Source organism: Brevundimonas sp. (genome assembly GCF_032107865.1).
Classification (GTDB): domain Bacteria; phylum Pseudomonadota; class Alphaproteobacteria; order Caulobacterales; family Caulobacteraceae; genus Brevundimonas.
The window spans coordinates 1-9962 of sequence record NZ_DAMCNG010000099.1 but is presented as its reverse complement, the minus strand read 5'-3'; the positions used below and the strand labels follow the sequence as shown (position 1 = coordinate 9962).

General features: G+C 67.9%; 15 protein-coding genes and 1 pseudogene. 14 read left to right on the top strand and 2 right to left on the bottom strand.

The window, feature by feature from the left end; all coding sequences use genetic code 11:
• From RT567_RS09695 to RT567_RS09635, 13 genes are all read left to right on the top strand, one after another.
• The coding region (locus RT567_RS09695; RefSeq protein WP_313576122.1) for a serine hydrolase at positions 1 to 781 on the top strand (781 nt) is incomplete at its 5' end.
• Positions 782 to 867: 86 nt separating this feature from the next.
• Entirely contained in the window at positions 868 to 1113 is a 246-nt protein-coding gene (locus tag RT567_RS09690) for an aa3-type cytochrome c oxidase subunit IV (RefSeq protein WP_313576120.1), read from the top strand.
• A gap of 125 nt (positions 1114 to 1238) precedes the next feature.
• On the top strand, positions 1239 to 2372 hold the full coding sequence (locus RT567_RS09685) for a Re/Si-specific NAD(P)(+) transhydrogenase subunit alpha (protein WP_313576118.1): 1134 nt from the start codon (positions 1239 to 1241) through the stop codon (positions 2370 to 2372).
• Positions 2369 to 2620 carry a hypothetical protein gene (locus RT567_RS09680; protein ID WP_313576116.1) on the top strand — a complete coding sequence of 84 codons (252 nt, stop codon included), beginning with the start codon at positions 2369 to 2371 and terminating at the stop codon, positions 2618 to 2620. Before RT567_RS09685 ends, RT567_RS09680 begins: the two co-directional genes overlap by 4 nt.
• Before the next feature lie 2 nt (positions 2621 to 2622).
• Positions 2623 to 2949, top strand: a complete 327-nt coding sequence (locus RT567_RS09675; RefSeq protein ID WP_121482436.1) for an NAD(P) transhydrogenase subunit alpha — start codon at positions 2623 to 2625, stop codon at positions 2947 to 2949.
• Positions 2946 to 3227, top strand: a complete 282-nt coding sequence (locus RT567_RS09670) for a hypothetical protein (protein ID WP_313576112.1) — start codon at positions 2946 to 2948, stop codon at positions 3225 to 3227. Before RT567_RS09675 ends, RT567_RS09670 begins: the two co-directional genes overlap by 4 nt.
• Before the next feature lie 20 nt (positions 3228 to 3247).
• Positions 3248 to 3619: a hypothetical protein gene (locus RT567_RS09665; RefSeq protein ID WP_313576124.1), complete on the top strand. Its 372-nt coding sequence runs from the start codon at positions 3248 to 3250 to the stop codon at positions 3617 to 3619.
• Positions 3620 to 3646: 27 nt separating this feature from the next.
• A complete protein-coding gene (locus RT567_RS09660) occupies positions 3647 to 5065 on the top strand; it encodes an NAD(P)(+) transhydrogenase (Re/Si-specific) subunit beta (RefSeq protein ID WP_313576111.1) in 1419 nt (472 codons plus the stop codon).
• A 71-nt stretch (positions 5066 to 5136) separates the two neighbouring features.
• A complete protein-coding gene (locus tag RT567_RS09655; RefSeq protein WP_313576109.1) occupies positions 5137 to 5862 on the top strand; it encodes a hypothetical protein in 726 nt (241 codons plus the stop codon).
• 11 nt (positions 5863 to 5873) lie between these two features.
• Positions 5874 to 6356, top strand: a complete 483-nt coding sequence (locus RT567_RS09650) for a hypothetical protein (RefSeq protein WP_313576107.1) — start codon at positions 5874 to 5876, stop codon at positions 6354 to 6356.
• Positions 6357 to 6363: 7 nt separating this feature from the next.
• Entirely contained in the window at positions 6364 to 6747 is a 384-nt protein-coding gene (locus tag RT567_RS09645; protein ID WP_313576105.1) for a cupin domain-containing protein, read from the top strand.
• A gap of 14 nt (positions 6748 to 6761) precedes the next feature.
• Positions 6762 to 7175 (top strand): DUF1801 domain-containing protein, encoded by a 414-nt coding sequence (locus RT567_RS09640; protein ID WP_313576103.1) that lies wholly within the window; start codon positions 6762 to 6764, stop codon positions 7173 to 7175.
• 39 nt (positions 7176 to 7214) lie between these two features.
• Positions 7215 to 8681 carry an amidohydrolase family protein gene (locus RT567_RS09635; RefSeq protein ID WP_313576101.1) on the top strand — a complete coding sequence of 489 codons (1467 nt, stop codon included), beginning with the start codon at positions 7215 to 7217 and terminating at the stop codon, positions 8679 to 8681.
• Here the strand turns inward: RT567_RS09635 and RT567_RS09630 are convergent.
• Together RT567_RS09630 and RT567_RS09625 are read right to left on the bottom strand one after the other, a co-directional pair.
• Positions 8659 to 9234, bottom strand: a complete 576-nt coding sequence (locus RT567_RS09630) for an HdeD family acid-resistance protein (protein WP_313576099.1) — start codon at positions 9232 to 9234, stop codon at positions 8659 to 8661. The two genes, RT567_RS09635 and RT567_RS09630, sit on opposite strands and share 23 nt — an antisense overlap.
• 87 nt (positions 9235 to 9321) lie before the next feature.
• On the bottom strand, positions 9322 to 9561 hold the full coding sequence (locus RT567_RS09625) for a hypothetical protein (protein WP_313576097.1): 240 nt from the start codon (positions 9559 to 9561) through the stop codon (positions 9322 to 9324).
• Positions 9562 to 9660: 99 nt separating this feature from the next.
• On the opposite strand from RT567_RS09625, the pseudogene RT567_RS09620 reads away from it, so the two are divergent.
• Positions 9661 to 9962, top strand: a pseudogene (locus RT567_RS09620) (DNA-binding transcriptional regulator); the annotation flags it as partial.

Genomic DNA, 9962 nt, shown 5'->3' with positions numbered 1-9962 from the left:
CACGCCCCAGCGCACATGGTCGGTGGCCAAGAGCCTGGCCGGAACCGTCATCGGCGCGGCGGTCCAGCGCGGCGAGCTGGACGTGAAGGCGCCCGCCGCTATCGCCAACTGGAGCCGCCCCGGCGATCCGCGCGCGGCCATCACCGTCGACGCCCTAATGCGGATGTCGTCGGGACTGACCAGCGACACGGCGGGCAACCGCACCGACAACCTCTATTTCGGGGGCACTGCGGTTGATGAGCAGGCGCCGGGCTGGCCGCTGCTGGCGCCGGTCGGGACGGCCTATCGCTACGCCAACAACGACACCCTGCTGGCGACCCTGGCCGCCGCACCGACCTTCGCCGCCCATCCGCCCGCCGAGCTGTTCGACACGCTGGGCATGACCCACACTTGGGCCGAGACGGATTGGCGTGGGAACTACATCCTGTCGAGCCAGGTCTGGACCACGGCGCGCGATCTGGCGCGCTTCGGTCAGTTGTATCTGCAGGACGGGGTGTGGGAAGGCGAGCGCCTGCTGCCCGAGGGCTGGCGCGACTATGTCACCGCCCCGACCGGGCCGCAGCCGCCGACGGGCGACTTCGGCTATGGCGCGACCTTCTGGTTGATGAACCGCTCGGACGGCGTGCCGGCGGATACCTTCGCCGCCTTCGGCAATCGGGGACAGTATGTGGTGATCGTGCCCAGCCGCAACATCGTCATCGTGCGGCGCGGCGAAGACCCGGCGGGCAAGCCCTTTAACGTCGCCGCCTTCGCGCGTTCGGTGCTGGAAAGCCTCGACTGAGACGCCGTTGATCCTGACGGGCTTGAGCCGCGCGCAGGCCTCGCTATAAGAGCCGTCGAAATCTCGACTCTTTTATTGGATGCCCCATGGCCGACCAGCACGCTGAAGCGACCGCCCCCCACGTCCACGGGGATATGAACATCTCGGAACAGGCCTGGACCTGGAGCCTGTTCATGGGCCTGACCAAGTGGCTGTCGCTGGCCACGGCCGTGGTGATCCTGTTCCTGACGGTGTGGTTCGCTGTCGGCGCCGGCTTCATTCCCGCCTTCATCAGCGGCGCTGTGCTGTCGGTGGCGGGCTACTTCATGCTGAAGAGCAAGAAGGCGCACTAAACGCGATCCCCCTATTGAATGCAGCAAGGCCCGTCGGCGTGTCCGGCGGGCCTTTTTGCTTGTTTGACGATCCTTCGACCTTAGGCCTAACGTCGATCTGACCCTGGGGAGTGGGAGGGATTCGCTTGGCCGTCGCCATCGCTGTGACCCGTGAACGCCGTGAAGGCGAGACGCGCTGCGCTGTAACGCCTGAAACGGTCAGGAAGCTGGCCGATCTCGGCGCGACCGTGACGGTCGAGGCCGGAACGGGCCTGGGCTCGTCCATTCCGGATGACGATTACGTCGTGGCGGGGGCCAGCGTGCGGCCCGATCTGTCGACGGTGCTGGCGGGGGCGGACATCCTGTTGAAGGTGCGCGGGCCGACGGCGTCGGAGATCAGCGCCCTGAAGCCCGGCGCGGTGGTGGTCAGCCTGCTGGACGCCTGGCGCGACAAGGCCACGGTCGAAGCTTTGAGGGGCGCAGGCGCCACCGCTTTCGCCATGGAATTCGTGCCGCGTATTACGCGGGCGCAAGTCATGGACGTGCTGTCGTCCCAGGCCAATCTGGCCGGATACCGGGCGGTGATCGAGGCGGCCTACGCCTATGGCAAGGGCTTCCCCATGATGATGACGGCCGCCGGGACGGTGGCCGCCGCCAAGACCTTCGTCATGGGGGCGGGCGTCGCGGGGCTTCAGGCCATCGCCACGGCGCGGCGTCTGGGCGCCGTCGTCACCGCCACCGACGTGCGCCCCGCCGCCAAGGAACAGGTCGAGAGCCTGGGCGCCAAATTCGTCGCCGTCGAGGACGAAGAGTTCAAGGCGGCCGAGACGGCGGGCGGCTACGCCAAGGCCATGTCGGCCGAATACCAGGCCAAGCAGGCCGAACTGACCGCCGCCCACATCATCAAGCAGGACGTGGTGATCACCACGGCCCTGATCCCCGGCCGCCCGGCGCCGAAACTGGTGACGGCGGCGCATGTCGCCTCGATGAAGCCGGGCTCGGTCATCATCGACCTGGCGGTCGAGGCGGGCGGCAACGTCGAGGGCCCCAAGCCGAACGAGGTCGTGACCACGGCGAACGGCGTGAAGATCGTCGGCTGGAGCAATATGCCCGGCCGCATCGCCGCGGACGCCAGCGCCCTTTATGCGCGCAACCTGGTGGCCTTCCTGGGGTTGATGATCAAGGACGGCGCCCTGGCGGTCGACCTGGAGGAGGAAATCCTCAAGGCCGCCGTCGTCACCCACGGCGGCGCCGTGGTGCATGAAGGAGTGAGGGGATGATGTCGGCGCGCGTAAGGCAGGCGCTGATCCTTCTTTCGATCCTGATTATGCTGGGCTCTGTCATTCTGTTTGGCCTTGGACTCGCAACCACGATTTTCTTTGATGCGAAACAATCCGTGCCCGTGTCCGACAGTTCTTTCAGCGTGGTCGCGGAAACTCTGTTTGGTGATTTCGTTGTGAGTTTGGTGGTCGGCGCCGTGCTGCGGGTTCTGCTGAGTATTGATGCCCGTTTAGAGAGGAAGGTCTGACCATGGAACACGTCGATCCCACCGTCTTCCGCCTGGCGATCTTCGTCCTGTCGATCTTTGTCGGCTACTATGTCGTTTGGAGCGTGACGCCGGCGCTGCACACGCCGCTGATGGCCGTCACCAACGCCATTTCCAGCGTCATCATCGTCGGCGGCCTGATTGCGGCGGCGGCGATGAGCGCGCAGGCGGGCGGGCCGAACGCCTGGATCGCCAAGGGGGCGGGCGTGGCCGCTGTGACCCTGGCGAGCGTCAACATCTTCGGCGGCTTCATGGTCACGCGCCGGATGCTGGCCATGTATCGCAAGAAGGAAAGGCCCAAGGCCTCGTGACCCTGTCGCCCATCCTGCTGGCCTTTTATGCCTCCTGGGTCGTCACCGGCCTGGGCGTGGCCCTGTGGATCTGGAGCTGGGTGCGGGTGAAAGACCCCATCGGGCGCCTGCGGTTCCAGGACTGCGGGGTCGTGCTGGTTTTCGCCGCCGTCCTGACGCGCATCATCATTCAGGACCGTCAGATGACGGTCTTCGACTGGGCGATGATCCTGCTGGGGCCTCTGTTCATCGCGGCGGCCCTGTGGCGTCTGTCGCGCACCCAATCCGTCAAACGTTAAACCTCGAAGAGTATCGCGTGATGAAAGCTTCCCTGATCTCCGTCCTGGCCCTGTCGGCCGTCGCTGTCGCCGGCGCGGCCACGGCGCAATCCGCGCGCGAAGTGGGCAATGACCCTTACAACGGCCTGCATTGGTCGGTGGCCGCGCCCCAGGGCGCCAGCTGGACGCTGGAGTGCGGCTTCGCCCCGGTGACCATCAAGGGCGTCCACATGAACCGCATCAACCACACCGGTTCGGGCCGGATGGCCGGACGCCTGCCGGGCGACAATGGCAGCTGCCGCGTGACCAAGACGGGCGGCCAGGGGCCGGTCGGCGTGGCCGTGGTCAAGAACGGCCAGGCGACCGCCGCCGGCACCAACGGCGCCGCGCCCGCCGTCGTCAACGTCTTCTGATCTGAGCATGGAATAAGGGGGGAGGGGATGAACGCATCGATCGCGGCGCTGGCCTATCTGGCGGCGGGGGTTCTGTTCATCCTCTCGCTTCGAGGGCTGTCCAGCCCTGTGACCAGCCGACGGGGCAATACCCTGGGCATGGTCGGCATGGCCCTGGCCGTCGGCGTCACCCTGCTGACGCTGGGGACCAGCGGGGCGCTGGATCCTCTGACCCTGGCCCTGATCGCGGGCGGGGTCGTGGTCGGCGGCGGCGCGGGCGCGGTGATCGCCAACCGCGTGCCGATGACGGCCATGCCGCAGCTGGTCGCGGCGTTCCACTCACTCGTCGGGCTGGCGGCCTGTCTGGTGGCGGTGGGGGCGGTCTATGCGCCCGACGCCTTCGGCATCGTCACGGCGAGCGGCGGCATCAAGACCCTGTCGATCGTCGAGCTGAGCCTGGGCGTGGCCATCGGGGCCATCACCTTCACCGGCTCGGTCATCGCCTTCGCCAAGCTGGACGGGCGGATGAGCGGGGCGCCGATCATCCTGCCGGCGCGGCATCTGATCAACATCGGGCTGGCGCTGGCCCTGGTCTTCCTGATCGGCATTCTGATCGGGACGGGCGGGACGGCGATCTGGGCCTTCTGGGGCGTGTTCGCGATCAGCCTGATCCTGGGCGCGACCCTGATCATCCCCATCGGCGGCGCGGACATGCCGGTGGTGGTGTCCATGCTGAACTCCTATTCCGGCTGGGCGGCGGCGGCGCTGGGCTTCACGCTGGAGAACATCGCCCTGATCATCACCGGCGCCCTGGTCGGGTCGTCGGGCGCGATCCTCAGCTACATCATGTGCAAGGGCATGAACCGCAGCTTCATCAGCGTCATCCTGGGCGGCTTCGGCGCCGAGGCGGGCGCGGCGGCGGGCGGCGGGGCGGTCGAGACGCGACCGGTCAAGCAGGGCTCGGCCGAGGACGCCGCCTTCATCATGAAGAACGCCTCCAAGGTCATCATCGTGCCCGGCTACGGCATGGCGGTGGCCCAGGCCCAGCACGCCCTTCGCGAAATGGCCGACACGCTGAAGGAAGAGGGCGTCGAGGTGAAATACGCCATCCACCCCGTCGCGGGCCGAATGCCGGGGCATATGAACGTCCTGCTGGCCGAGGCCAATGTCCCTTATGACGAGGTGTTCGAGCTGGAGGACATCAACAGCGAGTTCGCCTCGGCCGACGTGGCCTTCGTCATCGGCGCCAACGACGTGACCAATCCGGCCGCCAAGACCGACCCTCAGTCGCCCATCTATGGGATGCCGGTGCTGGACGTGGAGAAGGCGGGCACGGTCCTGTTCATCAAGCGGTCGATGGGCAGCGGCTACGCCGGGGTCGAGAACGAGCTGTTCTTCCGCGACAACACCATGATGCTGTTCGCCGACGCCAAGAAGATGGTCGAGGGGATCGTGAAGGCTCTCTGAAACCGTGCGCGAGAACCCTTCGCGCAGCGGTGCGTTGGCTTGCGACGCTCAACCTGAGCCGTGGAGAGACGATGACTGCGTTCCAAGGACTGAAAACCGTCGCCGTACTGGGCGTTCTGGCCGGGTTGGCCGCCTGCGGTCAGGCGGAGAAGGCGGGCGAGAAGACCGACGCCCCGGTCGAGGCGACGCAGACCGCCGCGTCTGAGGCTGCGCCCGCAGCGGGCGGCGCGGCGACCATCGCTCAGATGATGGGGGTGCAGGTGGCCTATCTGGAATCCAAGCTGGGTCCGGCCCGCACGGTTCAGGACAAGGACCGCACCTATGAGATCGGCGGCTGCACGGTCCGCGTCCGCGCCGAGGGCGATGAGGTCGTCGGCTACGCCGTGCCGATGACGCCGGTCTGCTCGACCCAGGCGCTGGCGGCGCTGAAGGACTATGATCTGCCGCAGAAGATCGACCTGACCATGGGCGAGTTCGCGGCGGCGCGCGGCAATGTCGACTTCAAGGCCGACTGCCTGACCCTGTGCGGCAATGCGGCCGATCCCTGGGTCTATCTGGAAAGCGCCGGCCCGCGCGTGTCGCCGGGCATCCGCGCCGCGGCCGTGATGGTCAGCGACGCCACGATCGACGCCTCCTTCCGCATCCGCGACGCCATCAAGGCGGCCAAGGGCGAGGACTATGTGATCGACGCGACCTTCAACTGCAGCGCGGACTTCGACCAGATGGCGGTGCGCGAGCTGAAGACCGTCCGCATCGACGAGATCGAGGTCGGCTACGTTCCCTACGGCCGCTGCTGAGGGCGAGGGCGATGAAGCGCGGCGCGGTTCTGCGCGTCGGAGCGGCGCTGGCGACGACGGCCGTCGCCCTGGCCGCGTGTTCGGCGATGATCCCGGTCAACATCAGCGGCGGGCTGGAACGGCCGGTCGCGACCTTCGGCGTCGATCCTGCAAAACCCGAGAGGGCCTGCCTGGGCGGCATCGCCATGCATGAACTGACGAACGCCATGATGCGCCCGGTCTGGTCGATCGAGGCGCGCGGTCGCGATTGCCGGGGCTTGCGGCAGGTCGTCTATGGTCAGGCCCCAGAAGGGTTCGAGACAACGGTGGAGCCGGCTCTGCTCAAGCCCGGCGTGCGCTACGCTGTCGTCGGCTACGGCATGACGGGCGGGCCGCTGAGCCGCGTGCCTTGGCGCGGCGGCGACGAGGTGGTGTTCGAGGACGGCCGCTGGCGTCTGGTCACGCGCGCAGAACGCGGCCCGCGCGTGGACGCAGGCGGCGAAACACCTCACTAGCGGCCGGATGGCAGGCGAGGCGGATTTCACGCTCGAAGAGATCGTCGAGAACCTGGGGCTGCGTCCCCTGGCTGACGGCGGCTGGGGGCGACCCATGGCGGGGGCGGATACGGCCGCGCCCGGAACGCCGGTCGGCGTCTATCGCCTGCTGACGCCCGAGGCGTCGGACGACTGGCGCGTAACCGAGGCCGAGGAGCTGTGGACCGCCTATATGGGCGCGGCGCTGGAGGTCGAGCTGGCCACGGATACAGGCGTGCGGCGCGAGACCCTGGCGGCTGGGTCGGGCCTGTGGGTCACAGTTCCGGCGGGCGGCTGGCTGAGGACGCGCGCGCTCGGCGGATGGTGTCTGGCGGGGCGGATCGGACAGGCGCAAGGTGATGGCCTGCCCTGAGCGGGAGGCCGGGAATGAGCGAGCCGAAGACCAAGCCTACCGACGCCTCGGTCGAGGACTTTCTGGCGACGGTCGAACCGGCGCAGCGGCGCGAGGAGGGGCGGATGCTCTGCGCCCTGATGCAGGCGGTGTCGGGCGAGGCGCCGGTAATGTGGGGGCCGTCCATCGTCGGCTTCGGCCGCTACGCCAACGTCACCGCGAACGGCAAGAGCGCCGACTGGCCGCGCATGGGCTTCTCGCCGCGCAAGGCGGCGCTGACCCTCTATCTCGCTTCTACGCCGCAGACGGAGGCGATGCTGGCGCGGCTGGGACCACACACGACCAGCACAGCCTGCCTCTACATCAAGCGGCTGGATCAGGTGGATGGGGACGTGCTGCGCGACCTCTGCGTCGCCAACTGGGACGAGATGAAACGGCGCTATCCGTGATTGGCTTGCCGACGGCGGCGAACCGATTATAGCGGATTCATGCGCACCTTTCTGATCGCCGCCTCCGCCCTGTTGTCCGCCTGCGCCCTGGCGCCGCTGGCCGCCGCTGAAACGCCGGTTCAACAGGTCGATCTGTTGCTGACCTCGGCCACGGTGGTCGACGTCGAGAAGGGGACGACGACGCCGGATCAACTGGTTGCCGTGCGCGGCGGCGACATCGTGGCCGTGGGCCCCGAGGGCGAGGCGGGCCGTTATCAGGCCGCGCGGACCCAGGATCTGGGCGACCGCTATGTCATGCCGGGCCTGTGGGACATGCACGTTCACTTCGGCGGCGGCGCGCCTCTGATCGAGGAGAACGCCGAGCTGATGCCTCTGTTCGTGGTCAACGGCGTGGTCGCCGTGCGCGACGCGGCGGGCGATCTGGCGCAGCAGGTGCTGGACTGGCGCGATGCGCCGCCGACGGCCGATGCACCGCGCATCTTCACCTCCGGCCCCAAGATCGAGGGCATCGCCCCCGTCTGGAAGGGCGTGATCGAGACCGGCAGCGAGGCCGACGTGGACGCGGCTCTGGACCGGCTTCAGGCCCTGCGCGTCGACTTCGTCAAGATCACCGACAACACCCTGACGCCCGAGCTTTTCCTGTACGCCGTGCGCGAGGCGAAGAAGCGGGGCATGAAGACCTCGGCCCACATTCCGGCCAGCATCACCGTGCTGACGGCGGCCGAGGCGGGCCTGTCGTCGATCGAGCATCTGGACTACGCCATGAAGGCCGGGTCGCGCGACGAGGCCGCCATCGCGGCCGATTATCTGGCGGGCAAATACACCTACGCCCAGACCATGCGGCGCTATGCCGACACCTTCGACGTGGAGACGGCGCGCCGGGTCTATGCGCGGCTGGCGGAACTGGGCACGGCGGTGTCGCCGACGCTCTACGGTTCGACCACCCTGGCGAACCTGGACCTGGACGATCATTCGCATGACGCCGGCCTGGCCTACGTCGGGCCGGGCATCCGGGCGACCTATGACTGGCGCGTCCAGCGCGCAGCCCAGGCCACGCCGCAGCAGGTCGAGGACCGCCACTTCGTCAAGGAGGTGACGTCGCGCACCCTGCCCATGTTGCGCGATGCGGGCGTGACCATTCTGACCGGGACGGACGCTGGCTTCCTGAACTCGTTCAACTATCCGGGCTTTTCGCTGCACGACGAGCTGGAGCTGTATGTGTCGCTGGGCCTGACGCCGCGCGAAGCCTTGGCGGGCTCGGTCGTGGACGGGCCGCGCTTCCTGAACCAGGGCGAGCGTTACGGCGCGGTGGCGGCGGGCAAGTCGGCTGACCTGCTGGTGCTGGAGGCTGACCCCCTGAAGGACGTCAGCGCCACGCGCGACGCGGAGGCCGTGGTGCTGCGCGGCCGCCTGATCGATGCGGCGGAATTGGAGCGGATGCGCGCCGAAATCCGCGCTCGGGTCGCGGCGCGCAACGCCAGCTTTACGCCTTCGCCAGCTTCCTGACCTTGAAGGCGACCCAGATCAGCAGCAGGCCGAACAGTACGGCCCAGGTCGCGATCAGCCACAGCAGGCCGATGGCCCCGGCGCCGGGCATGAAGACCAGGATCAGTCCGAAGATCACCGACAGGGCGCCGGCGACGCCCAGCGTCCATTCATTGGCGATCTCGTTGCGCAGACGGATGGCGCCGATGATCTCGAGCACGCCGCGCAGGATCGACCAGAAGCCGATCAGATAGACCAGGACCAGGGCCGTCAGGCCCGGCCAGGCGAAGACGATGACGGCGGTCAGGATGCTGACCACCCCGCCCAGGGCCAGCCACCAGCGCGGGACCATGCCGCCGCCGCGGATCGCGGCGATCAGAGCCAGAATCCCGTCGGCCAGGGCGTAGATCCCATAGACCATGATGAGGGTCAGCAGGCTGATCTGCGGCCAGACGAAGGTCAGCACGCCGAAGGCCACGGCGGCGACCCCGCGCAGCAACAACAGCCACCACGACCGATGCAGGGCGGATTTGACGAAGCCTTCCAGCGAAGGCGCGGCGTTGGACGAAGTCATGAGTGCGGCTCCCCAGCCCGTGGCCTTCAAACGGCCACGCTGGCGCAACGTTGGGCCGTGGAGGAGGGTTCCGCAACCCTTGCTAGCTCAGGCCGCCAGGCGCCAGTCGGAGCGGGCGTTGAACGGCGGCGCGTGGAACTCGTCCCACAGGGCGTCTTCGTCGGTGTAGCGGCCGGCCGAGGCGCTGATGACGTCCACCACCTGTTCCTCCTGACGGTCCCAGATGACGGCCAGATCGCTCTCGGTTTCGCACGGCACGATCATGTAGCGGTCGGAGAAGGTCTTGCGAGCGGGCTTCTGGACGGTGGGGGTGCGGACGAAGGCCATGGGGAAAACTCCTGATGCGGAGGCGGTCGCCTCTTGCTGACAGGATGAATATGAGACAGCATTACGCCAGTTTCGGACGTATCTCTGTGGAGAAGTTTCTTGCGGCACGACAAGGCGGCCCTGGTCATTGATCTGGCGCGCGGCATGGCGGCCAGCGCCGAGGGACTGACGCTGAACGAGATGGCGGTCCAGTTGAACGTCGGGCGCCGCACGGCCGAACGGATGCGCGACGCCGTGCTGATGTTGTTCCCTCAGGTCGAGGAGGTGTCGGACCCGCCGACCAAGCGCTGGCGCATCCGGGGCGGTCTGTCGGCCTTTGAACAGGCGCCGACGGCGACCGAGATGCTGGAGCTGACCAAGGCGGCGGCCGGGCACCGCGCGGCGGGCGAACCGGCGCGGGC

What these genes read in the sequence shown, in the direction of transcription:
- RT567_RS09680 (WP_313576116.1), top strand. Translation starts at nt 2,369, where the DNA reads ATGATGTCGGCGCGCGTAAGGCAGGCGCTGATCCTTCTTTCGATCCTG.
- RT567_RS09675 (WP_121482436.1), top strand. Translation starts at nt 2,623, where the DNA reads ATGGAACACGTCGATCCCACCGTCTTCCGCCTGGCGATCTTCGTCCTG.
- RT567_RS09640 (WP_313576103.1), top strand. Translation starts at nt 6,762, where the DNA reads ATGAGCGAGCCGAAGACCAAGCCTACCGACGCCTCGGTCGAGGACTTT.
- RT567_RS09660 (WP_313576111.1), top strand. Translation starts at nt 3,647, where the DNA reads ATGAACGCATCGATCGCGGCGCTGGCCTATCTGGCGGCGGGGGTTCTG.
- RT567_RS09630 (WP_313576099.1), bottom strand. Translation starts at nt 9,234, where the DNA reads ATGACTTCGTCCAACGCCGCGCCTTCGCTGGAAGGCTTCGTCAAATCC.
- RT567_RS09655 (WP_313576109.1), top strand. Translation starts at nt 5,137, where the DNA reads ATGACTGCGTTCCAAGGACTGAAAACCGTCGCCGTACTGGGCGTTCTG.
- RT567_RS09625 (WP_313576097.1), bottom strand. Translation starts at nt 9,561, where the DNA reads ATGGCCTTCGTCCGCACCCCCACCGTCCAGAAGCCCGCTCGCAAGACC.
- RT567_RS09665 (WP_313576124.1), top strand. Translation starts at nt 3,248, where the DNA reads ATGAAAGCTTCCCTGATCTCCGTCCTGGCCCTGTCGGCCGTCGCTGTC.
- RT567_RS09690 (WP_313576120.1), top strand. Translation starts at nt 868, where the DNA reads ATGGCCGACCAGCACGCTGAAGCGACCGCCCCCCACGTCCACGGGGAT.
- RT567_RS09645 (WP_313576105.1), top strand. Translation starts at nt 6,364, where the DNA reads ATGGCAGGCGAGGCGGATTTCACGCTCGAAGAGATCGTCGAGAACCTG.
- RT567_RS09635 (WP_313576101.1), top strand. Translation starts at nt 7,215, where the DNA reads ATGCGCACCTTTCTGATCGCCGCCTCCGCCCTGTTGTCCGCCTGCGCC.
- RT567_RS09650 (WP_313576107.1), top strand. Translation starts at nt 5,874, where the DNA reads ATGAAGCGCGGCGCGGTTCTGCGCGTCGGAGCGGCGCTGGCGACGACG.